At 45.0% G+C, this 15,053-nt stretch carries 10 protein-coding genes and 1 pseudogene; 7 read left to right on the forward strand and 4 right to left on the reverse strand.

The genetic code is table 11. The annotated features are described in order from the left end of the window. The first annotated feature begins 82 nt into the window (after nt 1–82). The 3 genes from FLB61_RS08750 (at nt 83) to FLB61_RS08760 (ending at nt 2,573) form a co-directional block, all read left to right on the forward strand. Entirely contained in the window at nt 83–511 is a 429-nt protein-coding gene (locus tag FLB61_RS08750) for a hypothetical protein (RefSeq protein ID WP_221919915.1), read from the forward strand. A gap of 155 nt (nt 512–666) precedes the next feature. Beyond that, nucleotides 667–1,380, forward strand: a complete 714-nt coding sequence (locus FLB61_RS08755; protein ID WP_087203073.1) for an IMP cyclohydrolase — start codon at nt 667–669, stop codon at nt 1,378–1,380. A 14-nt stretch (nt 1,381–1,394) separates the two neighbouring features. Continuing rightward, nucleotides 1,395–2,573 carry a phosphoribosylaminoimidazolecarboxamide formyltransferase gene (locus tag FLB61_RS08760; protein WP_221919916.1) on the forward strand — a complete coding sequence of 393 codons (1,179 nt, stop codon included), beginning with the start codon at nt 1,395–1,397 and terminating at the stop codon, nt 2,571–2,573. 54 nt (nt 2,574–2,627) lie between these two features. Here the strand turns inward: FLB61_RS08760 and FLB61_RS08765 are convergent, their stop codons facing one another. After that, nucleotides 2,628–4,103, reverse strand: coding sequence for a hypothetical protein (locus FLB61_RS08765; RefSeq protein WP_221919917.1), 1,476 nt, complete (start codon nt 4,101–4,103; stop codon nt 2,628–2,630). A 616-nt stretch (nt 4,104–4,719) separates the two neighbouring features. On the opposite strand from FLB61_RS08765, the gene FLB61_RS08770 reads away from it, so the two are divergent. Both FLB61_RS08770 and FLB61_RS08775 read left to right on the forward strand, forming a co-directional pair. Then, complete coding sequence (locus FLB61_RS08770; RefSeq protein ID WP_221919918.1) at nt 4,720–8,745, forward strand: hypothetical protein; 4,026 nt, start codon at nt 4,720–4,722, stop codon at nt 8,743–8,745. 76 nt (nt 8,746–8,821) lie between these two features. Then, nucleotides 8,822–9,739: an LPXTG cell wall anchor domain-containing protein gene (locus FLB61_RS08775; protein WP_087203077.1), complete on the forward strand. Its 918-nt coding sequence runs from the start codon at nt 8,822–8,824 to the stop codon at nt 9,737–9,739. 196 nt (nt 9,740–9,935) lie between these two features. Here FLB61_RS08775 and FLB61_RS08780 read toward each other — a convergent pair whose 3' ends face one another. Together FLB61_RS08780 and FLB61_RS08785 are read right to left on the reverse strand one after the other, a co-directional pair. Then, a complete protein-coding gene (locus FLB61_RS08780) occupies nt 9,936–10,358 on the reverse strand; it encodes a flavodoxin (RefSeq protein WP_221919919.1) in 423 nt (140 codons plus the stop codon). A 57-nt stretch (nt 10,359–10,415) separates the two neighbouring features. After that, nucleotides 10,416–10,976 (reverse strand): DUF3793 family protein, encoded by a 561-nt coding sequence (locus FLB61_RS08785; protein ID WP_087203079.1) that lies wholly within the window; start codon nt 10,974–10,976, stop codon nt 10,416–10,418. A gap of 295 nt (nt 10,977–11,271) precedes the next feature. Here FLB61_RS08785 and glmM point away from each other — a divergent pair, with 295 nt between their 5' ends. Further along, nucleotides 11,272–12,618: a phosphoglucosamine mutase gene (glmM, locus tag FLB61_RS08790; protein ID WP_221919920.1), complete on the forward strand. Its 1,347-nt coding sequence runs from the start codon at nt 11,272–11,274 to the stop codon at nt 12,616–12,618. 118 nt (nt 12,619–12,736) lie between these two features. Here glmM and FLB61_RS13390 read toward each other — a convergent pair. Further along, nucleotides 12,737–13,591: pseudogene (locus FLB61_RS13390) on the reverse strand (AraC family transcriptional regulator). Nucleotides 13,592–13,759: 168 nt separating this feature from the next. Here FLB61_RS13390 and FLB61_RS08800 point away from each other — a divergent pair. Beyond that, nucleotides 13,760–15,046, forward strand: coding sequence for an ABC transporter substrate-binding protein (locus FLB61_RS08800; protein ID WP_087203082.1), 1,287 nt, complete (start codon nt 13,760–13,762; stop codon nt 15,044–15,046). The last annotated feature ends 7 nt before the right edge of the window (nt 15,047–15,053 follow it).

The raw sequence follows: 15,053 nt of genomic DNA on the forward strand, positions 1-15,053 counted from the left end.
GCAGAAAAGTCCCATCTCTTTTGTTTAAAACAGGAAAAAAGGCGCATACTAGCAAAAAAGAGGAAAAAGGAGAGAAAGAAAAATGAACGCAAATGCAGAGCTTCTGAATTTTGTCTACCAGAATTCCCAGATGGGGATCGACACATTGAGTCAGATCATCGAAATAGCAGAAGATGAAAAACTGAAAGAGTGTCTGAAAAATCAGAAGGAGAAATATGAAGAATTCCACAGAGAAGCTGCAAAGCTTCTGAGGGAAAACGGACATGACGAAAAATCCATCGGCATGTTCGATAAGCTGAAAACGTATTTTATGATCAATATCCAGACGATAAAAGACAAGTCTTCTTCTCATCTGGCACAGATGCTTATCGAAGGCAGCAGTATGGGAGTAACGAATGCGCTTCAGGATTTGAGAAAATATGAGAAGGCGGATACGGACAGTCTTCATCTGATGAGGAAACTTTACAAATTTGAAGAAAACAATGTGGAAAAATACAAACAGTTCCTATAAAAAGAACGCAGGCTATCTGTCTTTGATAAGCGGATAGCCATAATGTTCATTAGAAATACTTACATATAGAAAGGCGATTACCACTGGAATACCAGTGGTAATTTGCGTTATAATGGAAAAGAAGCATGAAAAACAAACGGCAAAGGAGAAAATTCATGGAAATGTTATCAATCGAACAGGAACTGAAAGGCAATTCTTACCCGGGAAGAGGTATCATTATCGGAAAGTCACAGGATGGAACAAAGGCAGTGACTGCGTACTTCATTATGGGAAGAAGTGAGAACAGCCGAAACCGCGTATTCGTCGAAGAGGGTCAGGGGATCCGCACACAGGCTTTTGACCCGTCCAAACTGACGGATCCGAGCCTGATCATTTACGCACCGGTAAGAGTGCTTGGAAATAAGACGATCGTGACGAACGGGGATCAGACGGACACGATTTACGAGGGAATGGATAAGCAGCTCACATTCGAACAGTCCTTAAGATGCAGGGAATTTGAGCCGGATGCACCGAACTATACACCTCGTATTTCCGGTATCATGCATATCGAGAGCGGAACATATAACTATGCGATGTCTATTTTAAAGAGCAACGGCGGAGATCCGGACAGCTGCCACCGTTACACATTTGCGTACACAAATCCGAAAGCAGGAGAGGGACATTTTATCCACACGTACAAATGTGACGGAAATCCGCTTCCAAGCTTTGAGGGAGAACCAAAACTGATCTCCATACCGGACGACATGGATGTCTTTACAGATCTTTTGTGGAACAGTCTGAATGAAGACAACAAAGTTTCTTTATTTGTAAGGTATATTGACATCGCGACAGGCGAGTATGAATCAAGAATTGTAAATAAAAACAAATAGGAGCGGATGAAATAATGAAAGAATTAGAATTGAAATATGGGTGCAATCCAAACCAGAAGCCGGCAAGTATATTTGTAAATGACGGACGTGAGCTTCCGATCAAAGTGCTTTGCGGACGTCCGGGATATATCAACTTTATGGATGCGTTCAACGGATGGCAGCTTGTGAAGGAGTTAAGGAAGGCTACAGGACTTCCGGCAGCAACTTCATTTAAGCATGTATCCCCTGCCGGTGCAGCGGTAGGACTTCCGATGTCCGACACACTGAAAAAAATCTACTGGGTGGATGATCTGGGAGAATTGTCCCCGCTTGCATGTGCGTATGCGCGCGCAAGGGGAGCGGACAGAATGTCCTCTTTTGGAGATTTCATTGCACTTTCTGATGTATGTGATGTCTCTACTGCAAAGATCATCAAAAGAGAGGTGTCCGACGGCGTCATTGCGCCGGGGTATGAGCCGGAAGCACTGGAAATACTGAAACAGAAGAAAAAAGGAAATTACAATATTATTGAGATCGATCCGGACTATGTTCCGGCGCCGGTTGAGCATAAAGATGTATTTGGCATCACATTCGAACAGGGAAGAAACGAACTGAAAATAGATGACGAGTTGTTTTCTAACATCGTGACAGAAAACAAAGAGCTTCCTTATGAGGCAAAGATCGACATGGCGATTTCTATGATCACACTGAAGTATACACAGTCCAACTCCGTCTGCTATGTGAAAGACGGACAGGCTATCGGTATCGGTGCAGGGCAGCAGTCCCGAATCCACTGTACAAGGCTGGCAGGAAATAAAGCGGACAACTGGTTCCTGCGTCAGTGTCCAAAAGTCCTTGAACTTCCGTTTGTGGATGGAATCGGAAGAGCGGACAGAGACAACGCCATCGATCTGTATATCGGAGAAGAATACATGGATGTGCTGGCAGATGGAGCATGGGAGAAAATCTTCAAGACAAAACCGGACGTATTCACTGCAGAGGAAAAGAGAGCATGGCTTGATCAGATGACAGATGTGACTCTGGGATCGGACGCATTCTTCCCGTTTGGCGACAATATTGAGCGTGCGCATAAGAGCGGGGTAAAATATATTGCGCAGCCGGGAGGATCTGTGAGGGATGACAATGTCATCGCCACATGCGACAAATATGGAATGGTTATGGCATTTACCGGAATTCGCCTGTTCCATCACTAAAAGAAATTGCTGACAAAAAAATTGTACGAGTTCGTAATGAACCCGTACAATTTTTTACATCCGGGACATAAACTGGATGGATTGGATAATATGCCGCAGATTTGCCATAACCGTATCAGGATTGCTGATGACGACGTCCGGATGATGATCCCATATTTCGGAATAGAAGTTGTCGAAAAGATTCCGGATCATCGTATTGTTAAAAGAAACGATGTTTTTTTCAGCATTGCTTTTGACAAGCCTTAAATAACTGAAGATATCGGACAAAAACAGACAAGGATTGGCGATATATTGAAAGTCTGATACAAATTTGCCTCGGATCAGTTTGACTTTGAGCTGACGGTTTTTCTTTAGCAGCGACAGAAGATGCTGGACAAAACAGAGGCGCTGCTCAAAATTCAGATACACTTTGTGGTTATAAAAATCCAGTTCTCCGGATACGGCAAAATCATTGAGAGCTGACTCATACAGCATAATCTGTATGGACGCTTCATCGAGAATGCCCTTTGTGAAACTGTGAATGCGCTGAAGTTCTGTGATACCGATCTCCCAGTCCCCGGAAGAGTACGCCTTCATAAGAATCTGGTCGAACAGGTCATCCGGAAGAAAATGTTCCGTCATGTGACCGAGAAGCCAGCGCAGTTTTGTGGAAAGAATGGATTGGATATAGTTATAGTTTTTTAACATGTCCTGCATGGTAATCTTGCGAAAGATCAAAGACTCCCGGTTGAACATGGACTTCAGATTATGATATAAAGTATTGCAGATTTCCGGATCTTCTGTTGTAGTGACTGACATACAGTGATTTTGATCAAGAAGCATGCCTGAGATTGCAAATGCATCTTTTACGACAAACATTGCTTTCCCGTAAGCCTGAGTCCCGCCATAGAGCTGGAAATCCACGTTGGCAAAGCTGGTAAGCATATTGATCAGAAAGATCGAATCGTACACATAGTCCAGATCTTTGAGATCCAGGTTGATCAGCATAGAAAAGTGCACGTTTGGATAATCACCCTCATTGACAAGGTGTGAGTTTTGGATGCCTGCGATGGCAAGACGATATTCGTGCTCCATAGAAAGGATATCCATGGCGCACATGATATCCAGACTTTTGACGCGCCTCAGAACAGGATGCCACATTTTTGAGACAAACTGCGGGAGCGTAAGCTCTGGAAAAAAGGAAGTTTTAGGAGCAATGTCATGGCCGGTACTTTTTTTCAGCCCTTTGACATAGTTGTACTCCGCCGAGAGATGATCATAGACAGCCATTTCAAGATCGTGCTCTGTATCGACCCGATAGTCATTGTAAAGCGTCTGCTTGACAGCCGGATTCAGCGAGCAGACAATGGAATGGCTGATTTCCCGCAAGACTTTGGCCGCACTTTTTTCTGCAGGCAGCATTTTCCCGCTTACCCATTTGCTGATGTACGATACGTCGTACTGGAGGTCCTGGGCAAGCGTATAATTTTTCAAATCTGCTGTCTGCATCAATTGCTCCAGCAGATTGCTGAATCTGTTCTTTTCGTTCATTTCCCCACCTCATTCAAACAAAAGTTAATAAAAACAGTGTAACACAACCAAAAAGAATCGACAAGAAAAAGCAGTGAGAGCAGATTGGAAAATAGTGAGTCTTTTTTCTCACTTTTTATCCGGAAATATCCGAAAATATCCGGGACGTCATATAGATGGAAAAACCCCTTAAAACCGTTTGTTTTCTATGGGAAACAAAGGGGGTTTTTGTTGACAAACATATGCGGGAAGAGTAATATAACTATATACGTCAAAGGGGTTTTTCTGCCCTGAAATAACGGCGTAGGTTATCTGTTCTAGGGGAAAGTAAGGGGTAGATCAGACATTGCTGCAACACTCTTCGGAAACGAGGATACTTTCTTTGGAGAATGTTGAGGATAACCAGATAAGATGCCGGTTTTTCGGATCTTATCTGCCGCGGAAAGGGGAATACCCGACCTGCGGCGTCGGTACTTCCACTTGCAGACAGAAAAGGCTTCTAAAGGATTGAGGACACAGGATCATCTGAATTTGTAAAGTGTGACGTACTTGCAGGATTCCTGCACAGGATGCGGTCAAAGGGCTGCGTCCGGATTACAAATTTCATTATTTTAAGAGGAAAGGGGAAGAGAAAATAATGAGAAAAAGAATGAAAACCATTCTTGCTGTCATGCTTGCTGCATCCATGACAGTAGGAGCGGTACCTGCTGTGGCTCTGGCGGAAGACGCACAGACAACACAGGAGACAAGCACTTCTTCCGGGTTGAATCCGGCAGCGGCTGCGCAAGAGAGAGCGGATTCTTTCCTGAAAGCGGCAAAGATGCTGGGACAGACTTCCGCGATTTCTCAGCAATCTGCGGAAGAAAGCCAGGAAGCGCAGACAGTAAGAAAAGCTCTGGAGGCTCGTTCTGTCGACTATGAAGCAGTCAAAGGTGATATCGAGGAAAATATTTTCCTGGAGCCGGAAGCTACTGCCATGTATCTGTCCGAATACGGACTGAAGGCAGAGGAGGCGGAAGCCATCACAGAACAGGTGCTGACAGAGAACAGCGCCGACACACTGGTGGAGACGGAAGTGATCGCGGGAGCAGACGGACAGGCAGACGTCCTGACGATTTCCAGAGATCCGGCGCTCAAAGCCGCATCTGAGGAAGTAAGCGAACTTGCAGACGGCGAAGGCGGGGACGGAAGCCAGGAAGGCAGTGTCCCGATGACAGACGAACAGAAAACGGAGATTTTGACAGCCTACGCGCAGTATCAGGCTTTCATCGACTCTTATCCGGATATCTTCGGCGTGCAGACTCCGTTCTATGGCCAAAAGGAATCAGAGTCGACGGAAGACAGATGGTACGGACCACTTGGTTCCCTCCTTGTCACAGCTGGAATTTCCCAACAGGATATAGCAGACGGAAAAGTTGACTACATGACACTTTACGGCACTGTCATGATGTTCCAGTTGGGAAATGCGAAGGCAATGCAATATTATGGACAAGATCTGGCTGCCGCTATCCAGGAAGGAGTGAGCCAGATCAAAGATGGCATGACGACGGTACAGAAGCTTCTCGTCCTGAACGACTGGCTGGCAGAGTGGTCACAGTTTGACATGGGCATGCTCATGGGCATGACTTCCCCGGAGCCGGGCAAATCCTGGGTTCCGGCAGACGACCCGGAGATTCCGGCAGAAATGGCTGGAAATATCGAAGGACTCTGGAAAGGGAACCAGTTCGGACCGCTTGTCATGAAGAACGGCGTATGTCTTGGATACTCCAACGCGTACACTCTTCTTGTCCAGAATGCATTCCCGGAAATCTATAAAAACGAAAACGGATCCTGGAAGACAAAGCAGCAGCTGAATTACGTCAAGACAGGCGAAGAGCAGGCTGTTGATGAAGACGGCAATCCGGCGGTGGATGAAAACGGCGATCCGGTTATGGTTGACGTACAGGAGTGGAGTCCGGACGCGCCTTACATGGTAGACTATGTGCGCATCACATACGATGCAAGCGTTACCATGTTTGGAGAGGAGCAGGACAAATTCGATTCCGACCACTACTGGAACGCAGTGAAGGTGGACGGAAAATGGTACTATGTGGATCCATGCTACACGGACATCTACATCGAGTGTATGATGCGTGACCGCGTGGAGACAGACGGAAACATGAACCACCTGTACTTTATGGTAAGCGACAGCACGATCCGGAAGCTGTACGACGGCAATTACAGCAACATCGATACGTTATATCAAAATATTGCCACCGACACAACTTACGAATCTTCCTGGCTTCCGTTTATCAAGAGCCCGGTAGACGTGGTGGACGGCAAGTACTACTATTTCTATGATTCCACAGACATGGTTTCCATGCTTGGACAGTTCGGTGGTATGAACGGTGTTTCTACACAGGCTGAAGACGGCAACTCCGGCTGGGGAGACTGGCAGGAAGACACAGACTACCAGCTTGTTTATCACGATGGAAGTGAGGCGGACACATCCAAGACATTTACTACACTTGTAGACTTTGTGGAAGGTACTGTACTGGTTGACGGACAGATGGTGGCAAACGACCTCATCAAAGATCTGTATGCAAAACACCAGGCATACCAGGAAAAATATCCGTCCATCCAGATCTCCGGATCTGTGTACAACGGACTGTTCTACTTCAATATCGCCAATACAGTTTGTACATACAATCTGGAAACAGGCGAAGTAAAACAGATCCTGGAATACAATGAAGTCAGCGCGAAGAGAGATATGACGGTTGCACTTGGAGGACTTGGATTCAATGTTGTGCCGAACGACAGCGAGGACAAGGATATCACTCTTTACGACAAACCGATCGCATCCATGACGATCAAGAATGATGGCAACATGTACGTGTCTGTTGCCACAAACCTTGGCTGGATTTCCGGAAAAACAGGCATGGATGACCAGGAGAATCTCGGATATGCTTTTGAAGAGACAAACTACACGCCGGGATACAATTCCTACTTTAACTACAACAATGAAGTCAACGACAATGATGAATTCATGTGGAGTGCGAACTTTGTGGATGTAAAATCCATGAGTGAACTTACAGGCACAAGCCATAACTATACAGACGTCACGGTTGCTCCAAGCTGCGAGACAGAAGGGTACACAGAAAGCCGCTGTGCAGACTGTGGTCTCATCGAAGGAACAGAAAGGACAAATGCGACAGAAGCGCTTGGCCATCACTATCTCCCGGTAGAGGAGCAGTACTACACGAAAGATGAAAGCGGCAACTGGAATACAGGTTCCACGAACGTATGTCCGCGCTGCCTTGCTGCAAAGGATGAACTGGAAGAAGGAGATCCGACAGGACATACATACGGCGCAGTAGAACCGACATATTCATGGTCAGAAGATTATTCTACATGCCAGGCAACATTCCAGTGTGATGTATGCCCGACGGCGCTTGTTGACTGTGTTTACGGTCAGGATATCCCGACAAAAGTCGTTTCCGCTGAAGTCGAAAAGACATACGAAGAAGGATTTGAATGTGCTAAGGGCGGTAATGTGACTTACACAGCAAAAGTCAGCGAAGGCGGACATGAATGGACAAATTCTGAGACTGTGACACTTCCGGCCGGAACGCATGTAGAAAAATATACGTACAACAATGACGGAACACACAGCGCAGTATGTGAAGTGTGCGGTACTGTAATCGTAGAAAATGAAGCATGTACATACGATGAAAACGGTATCTGTACAAAATGTGGTTCCAAAGATGTTTCTGTCACATATATGAGTCATGTACAGACATACGGCGATCGTCCGTGGGTATCTGACGGCGAATCTTCCGGAACAGAAAATGAGAGCAAGCGTATGGAATCCATCTATATCAAGTTGGAAAATGCGACAGCGGAAGATTCCATTCAGTATAAAGCTCACGTACAGGGCATCGGCTGGCAGGATTGGGTAGAAGACGGCGAAATGGCCGGAACTCAGCTGCAGAGCAAACGTGTGGAAGCAATCCAGATCAAACTGGATGGACCGATTGCAGACAAATATGATGTATACTATCGTGTACATGCACAGCAGTTTGGATGGCTTGACTGGGCTAAGAATGGCGAAGAAGCTGGTACAGCAGGATATGGATACAGACTGGAAGCATTCCAGGTTAAACTTGTGAAGAAAGACGCAGAAGCTCCTGGCGACACAGAAAATCCATTTGAAGAAAAATTGATCGAGTATTCCGTACACGTACAGAATTATGGAGATCAGGGATTTGCTTATGATGGAATGACAGCCGGTACAGTAGGCGAAAGCAAGCGTCTCGAACAGATTCGCATCAATCTTCCGACAAACGATGGCAAGAGCAGTATCAAGTACAAAACACATGTACAGACTTATGGCTGGGAAGATGCATGGTCAGCTGATGGACAGCGCTCCGGAACACAGGGAGAAAGCAAACGTCTCGAAGCAATCCAGATCAAGCTGGAAGGCGATATGGAAGAGAAATATGATGTATATTACTGCGTACATGCACAGCAGTTTGGATGGCTCGGATGGGCTAAAAACGGCGAATCCGCAGGTACAGCAGGATACAGCTACAGACTGGAAGGCATCAAGATCATGCTGGTAGAAAAAGGTGCAGATGCTCCGGCACCAGTAGGAAGCGAAACAAGCGCTTTCAAAGAGAAATAAAAAGATTTTTTGCTGCCAGGCATCTTTGCCTGGCAGATAAAAAATAAATACATAAAAGAAAGGGAGTTATTTGGAAATGAAAAGGAAATGGCTGGCAGTTTTTGCAGCCGCAGTTGCTGTAACAGTGGGCGCAGGTACAGCGCCGCTGATGACAAAAGCAGCGGATACTACCGCGACAGAAGCGGATGCTGCCGTAACAGAAGACGGAAAGTCTGTCGTCAAAGATGTCTCAGTGATCCATTTTAAAGATCGCTATGTAGTGGAGACTTACGATGGAGAGGCACACGGACTTCAGGCGGACGTCTACAATTCAAGAGGCGAAAAAGTCGCAGAACCTACACTGTATTATGTGGGAGTGGATGGAAAATATTTTGATACAGAAAAACCGGTAGATGCCGGAACGTATCAGGTTACCGCAAGTTACCTCGGAGATGAAGATCATCTCCCGGCTGTAGATGTCTATGCAATGCTTGTCATCGAAAAAGCGCCGGAAGCTGTTGTGAAGATTGATGACATCACAACAGAACTTGGAAGCACGGATCCGATTGAATACACGTATCAGACAACAAACGTGGCTGCAAGAGATATTGACACGATCCTGGCTTCCATCGCATGTGAAGGTGCAGATGATGCTGTGGGACAGCACCCGATTAACGGTGTTGCAGATGAAACGACGGCATCTAACTACGAAAAAGTGACCGTGATCCCTGGAACGCACACGATCATTGAAAAAGAGGAACCGATAGATCCGGTAGATCCAGTGGATCCAGTGGATCCGACAGATCCGGAAGACCCAACGGACCCAACAGATCCGTCCAACCCGGAAGAGCCAGAAAATCCGACAGATACAGCGGGTAATGAAACTACAGGGGCAGAACAGAAGCCAGAGACAGTAAAGACAGGAGATAACGCTCCGGTTGCTGCTCTGTCTGGGGCAATGGCTGTTGCACTGGGTGCTGCTGCAGTTGTGATTTCTAAAAAGAGAAAATTTTAGTCACAGGAAATAAAATGGGTTCATTTTAGAAATCCTGAGGGTGTCCGAAAACCAGGAAATGGTTTGAGGACACCCTCTTTTAAAATATCAGATGCCCAAGACACGAAAAAGCACACTCGAAAGTGTGCTTTTTCGGAATTTAGGAAACATTTTGAGAGATACACATAGTGTAAAAAACTATTATATAAATAAATCTTTATACAAGAGTTTTTCCAAGTTCTATACAACTATTCTCGGCTTCTGCATCCGGGTCTTCATTACAGATGACCGGATTACACGTAAGAGAAGCACCATAGCCTTTGCAGTCTTCTTCCCAGTTTCGCATCCACTCTCCATCGCCCCATCCATAGGAACCGAACAGCGCGATTTTTTTCCCGCTTAGCTTGGATGTACATTCCTGGAACATCGGTTCAAACTCAGACTCTTCCAATTGTTCTGCACCCATGGAAGGGCAGCCAAACGCAATGGAATCAAAATCATCCATCATGGATGCATGGAATTCAGAGGCTGTCAGTACTGTGACATCTCCTCCGGCGGAAGAAGCGCCTTCTGCTACCTTGTTTGCCATGGCTTCGGTATGTCCGGTACCACTCCAATATACTACAGCAATACGACTCATTTGTGTTTACCTCCTGATAATAAATAGTATTATTCTTTTACATGAATGAATCTTTTTTTATTCGTAGGCAGCTACAGTGAGCTGCTGGATCGATCTGATCTGATAATAAAAAAGCCGTGTATAAACTTCCCGGCATTTATTGAATTTCTGAAATAATTTCTGTTTTGACTTTTCGTCGTCATAAACTTTCCAATAACCGCAGCATTTGCAGTTTTTTCCGCCGTTCTCGATAAAACCTTTCACGTCTTCAAAAGGATAACCGAGAAAAAGTCCGATCTCATGCGGGAAGGATTTTGATTCCTGAAGACGGCTTTTCAGTTTATGGATCGCCTGAAGAGCGGTAAAGTCTTCATATCCATAGTTTTTCAAAAAGCTTTTTACACACTCTCGTTTTAAGTCGGACTCAAGCCTGCCAGTGCGGCAGACATAAATAAGCGCGTTTTGATTCGTTTCTTTGAGAATGAAAAGAGTAATTCCTTTCGTATTTAAGCTCAGGTTCCAGCTTGCAACAATATTCTGGAGATCGTCTCCTGGGCAAAGCGAATAGGAAAAAAGATTCGCTGTCTTTAAACCAGCCAGGACAGCGGAACAATGTTCGACTAATTTTCTATCAAACATATACAAGTACCTCCTTAAAACGAGAGTTAGTAAAAGCTAACTAAGGAAGAAAAAAAGAAACGGATTAGGTAAAACTACCCGTTTGTTTTGGTTAGCATAAACTAACTAATGAAAAGATATCACAAAGAGAAAAGGTTGTCAACTGTTTTTTGGAAAAAAAGAAAAAATATGTATAGACAAAATAAACAGGAAATAGAGTTGCAAAATGGGACTCAGGTGGATATAATAATATAGACGCATGCAAATAGTACAAAAAAATCGGCAGATAAAACAAAAATATAAAGGAGTATAAGCGATGGGAAAATATTTTGGTACAGACGGATTCAGGGGAGAAGCAAATGTCGGACTTACGGTAGATCACGCTTTTAAAGTGGGACGATATCTGGGGTGGTATTATGGAAGAGAACACAAAGCCCGCATCGTCATCGGAAAGGATACGAGAAGAAGCAGTTATATGTTTGAATATGCGCTGGCCGCAGGACTTACTGCATCAGGTGCAGATGCGTATCTGCTTCATGTTACCACAACTCCAAGTGTTTCTTATGTGACAAGTACAGAAGATTTTGACTGTGGTATCATGATCTCTGCCAGCCACAATCCATTTTATGATAATGGAATCAAACTGATCAATGGAAAAGGATATAAGATGGAAGCAGAAGTGGAGAATAAGATTGAAGCTTATATCGATGGAGAAATCGAGGAACTTCCGCTTGCTGTGCGGGATGATATCGGCCGTACTGTTGATTATGCAGCGGGAAGAAACCGGTATATTGGCCATTTGATTTCCGTCGCTACAAGATCATTTAAAGATATGAAGATTGGTCTTGATTGTGCAAATGGAAGCGCATTTGCCATTGCAAAGAGTGTATTTGATGCACTTGGGGCGAAAACTTATGTGATCAGCAACAATCCGGACGGTACGAATATCAATACTGCATGTGGATCTACCCACATCGAAGTGCTGCAGGCACATGTGAGGGAAAAACATCTGGATGTGGGGTTTGCGTATGACGGAGATGCAGATCGCTGCCTGGCTGTGGATGAGAATGGAAATGTGGTTGACGGCGATTTGATTCTTTACATATGCGGAAAATATCTGATGGAGCAGGGAAGATTAAATGGAAATACGATCGTCACTACGATCATGTCCAACCTTGGTCTTTACAAAGCATGTGATAAGATCGGTATGAAATACGAAAAGACAGCTGTGGGGGACAAATATGTGTATGAAAATATGATGCAGAATAATTTTGTCCTTGGCGGGGAACAGTCCGGGCACATTATTTTCAGCAAGTATGCGAAGACGGGAGATGGGATCCTTACTTCCCTTATGTTGATGGAAGTCATTCTGGAGAGGAAGATGAGTCTTTCAAAACTGGCGGAAGAAGTGATGATTTATCCTCAGCTTTTAAAGAACGTCCGGGTGGCAGACAAGAAAACAGCACGGGAAAATCCAGAAGTCATCAAAGCGATAGAAGATGTGAGCGCCGCTTTGGGGGATAACGGACGTATCCTTGTGAGAGAGAGCGGCACGGAGCCGGTTATCCGTGTCATGGTAGAGGCGTCTTCGGATGAACTCTGTGAAAAATACGTAAAACAAGTTGTAGATGTGATGGAGAAAGAGGGGCTTGTGACGGCGTAAAATTATAAAAAGAGAATAAAAGAAAAAACGGGATGTGTTTCATGCCAAATGTCAAAAGAAACACATTCCGTTTTTTTGATGCCGTGCACGTCCAGATGCAGAAAGAGCGTCCGGTCTGTCAAGATCTTTGCAGCTGATTTTGGTTTCTCCATGTACGTGGAGAGAGACCGTACACATTTTTAAAAGCCCTGGAAAAATGAAGGGGATTTGAGTACCCTACAGCGCTCCCGATATCCTGAACAGTAAGTTTGGTAAGTTTCAAAAGCTCTGCTGCTTTGATCATACGATATTGGATCAGAAATTCCTGGGGAGATTGCCCGAGGGCTTTTCGAAAAATTGTGCCGAAATAACTCCGGTTCAGTCCACAGCGGGCCGCGATGTCTTCGATAGATATATCGTTTTGAAAATTCTGCTCAATAAAATTGATGGCTTCCTTGATATAAAATTCCTGGATAGATCCGCTCTTCATAAGGCGGAATGGCGTGATAGAGCGGGTAAAATAATCCAGAAACAGGTAGGCATGGCCAAGAAGATGGAGAGGAGGCTCTTGTGGATGATGTACAATATAGAGCATCTCTTCCTTCATGCTTTGACGGAGTTCTCTCGAGTGGGAGTGGTATACTGGCTGATCCTGTGAAAGGCCGGCAATCTGGACAGATTCTTTTACCTTCAGACCGTCAAATTCGATTCATGTATATTCCCAGGGGAGATCTTTGTCTGCCGTGTATGTACAGATTTGATTTGGGAAAATCATAAACCCCTCTCCGCTTTTGATCGTATAGCGGACGGTCTCTCCTTTCTTATTGTCGGCATAGAGTGTTCCTGTGCCGGAAATGACATAGTGGAACAGATAGTGATTTCGGGTAGCTGGCCCAAATGTATGTGCCGGGGCACAGTGTTCCCAGCCGTATTGATATAAAGCAAGATCGATAAAATTCTCATTTGGGAAAATTGAGAAAAGAAGATTGTTCATAGCGTGTCCCTCCTGTGCATATTATATACCAAAATGCTGGATTATATCAAATAATATGGCATAAAAACAGCATATGGGTATAAAACAGGCAAAAACATACCATTTTAGCAGCCTTGTTGCCATGTTATACTATTTACAGCAAAAGCAAGAAGAGAAAGGAGAAAAATCATGAGAAAGGGGAAAAAAGTAATCAGTGCTGCTTTGGCAGGATGCCTGACGGCCGGCATGTTCTTAAGCGGATGTGGGGACGGCGGAAACGACGGAAAAACAGAGATCGAGATTCTGCAGTACAAGCCGGAAGCTGCGAAGTATTTCGACTCTGTGGAAGAAGAATTCAACAAGACACACGATGATATTCATCTGACGATCGATTCGCCAAACGATGCATCTACTATCATGAGGACAAGGTTTATCAGGGAAGATTATCCAGACATTATTGGAATCGGGGGAGATATCAACTATTCCTATTATGTTGATGCAGGAATTCTGGCGGATATCTCCGATTTTGAAGGAATCGCAGATGTAAAACAAGCATATCTGGATATTGGGGAAGCGTTGAAGATCGTGCCGACAGATGGAACGTACATCTTGCCATATGTGGCAAACGCGGCTGGTGTACTGTATAACAAGAACATTTTTGAGGAGCATGGGTGGGAGATCCCGACGACATGGGAAGAGCTCATAGCGCTCTGTGATGACATCGAGGCGGCAGGACTTCAGCCATTCTACTTTGGATTTAAGGATACATGGACTTGTCTCGCACCTTGGAACTCTATGGCTGTGGATCTTGCTCCGGCGGATGTGTGCAAACAGGTAAACAGAGGCGAGACGACATTTTCAAAAGAGTATGGGGAAGTGTCTGAAAAATATCTGGAGCTTTTGGAGTATGGACCGGAAGACCCGTTCGCGTACAATTATAACGACGCATGTACTGCATTTGCGAGAGGGGAATCTGTGATGTATCCGATCGGAAGCTATGCTGTACCTCAGATCCTGTCTGTAAATCCGGATATGAACATCGACTCCTTTGTAATGCCGGCCAACAGTGATGCTTCAAAGAACACGCTGAACTCTGGTATTGACCTTGGATTTGCCGTGACTGCGGACTGCAAGAACAAAGAGGCGGCATATGAAGTACTTGAATTCCTCTATGAGGATGAGAATATCCAGAAATACATTGACGATCAGAACGCGATCCCGTGCAAAGAAGGAGACTTCGATCTGGCGCCGATGCTGGACGGCATGCAGGAATTCATCCAGTCAGGAAATATGACCGACTATCAGGACCATTACTATCCGTCCGAAATGGCGGTGGATGCGCAGATACAGACATTCCTGATCAATCAGGATGTGGACGCTTTTCTGAAGAAATTTGACAAAGACTGGCAGAGATACAACCGGGATACAATACGCAAAGTTCAGGAATATGAAGAAGAACAAGGGAATGCCGAATAGGAAAGGA

The sequence above is a fragment of the Sellimonas caecigallum genome (assembly GCF_019754295.1).
Taxonomy (GTDB): Bacteria; Bacillota; Clostridia; order Lachnospirales; family Lachnospiraceae; genus Sellimonas; species Sellimonas caecigallum.

Coding starts and splice junctions, on each gene's coding strand:
- FLB61_RS08770 (WP_221919918.1), top strand. CDS start 4,720: ATGAGAAAAAGAATGAAAACCATTCTTGCTGTCATGCTTGCTGCATCC.
- FLB61_RS08750 (WP_221919915.1), top strand. CDS start 83: ATGAACGCAAATGCAGAGCTTCTGAATTTTGTCTACCAGAATTCCCAG.
- FLB61_RS08755 (WP_087203073.1), top strand. CDS start 667: ATGGAAATGTTATCAATCGAACAGGAACTGAAAGGCAATTCTTACCCG.
- FLB61_RS08800 (WP_087203082.1), top strand. CDS start 13,760: ATGAGAAAGGGGAAAAAAGTAATCAGTGCTGCTTTGGCAGGATGCCTG.
- glmM (WP_221919920.1), top strand. CDS start 11,272: ATGGGAAAATATTTTGGTACAGACGGATTCAGGGGAGAAGCAAATGTC.
- FLB61_RS08780 (WP_221919919.1), bottom strand. CDS start 10,358: ATGAGTCGTATTGCTGTAGTATATTGGAGTGGTACCGGACATACCGAA.
- FLB61_RS08760 (WP_221919916.1), top strand. CDS start 1,395: ATGAAAGAATTAGAATTGAAATATGGGTGCAATCCAAACCAGAAGCCG.
- FLB61_RS08775 (WP_087203077.1), top strand. CDS start 8,822: ATGAAAAGGAAATGGCTGGCAGTTTTTGCAGCCGCAGTTGCTGTAACA.
- FLB61_RS08765 (WP_221919917.1), bottom strand. CDS start 4,103: ATGAACGAAAAGAACAGATTCAGCAATCTGCTGGAGCAATTGATGCAG.
- FLB61_RS08785 (WP_087203079.1), bottom strand. CDS start 10,976: ATGTTTGATAGAAAATTAGTCGAACATTGTTCCGCTGTCCTGGCTGGT.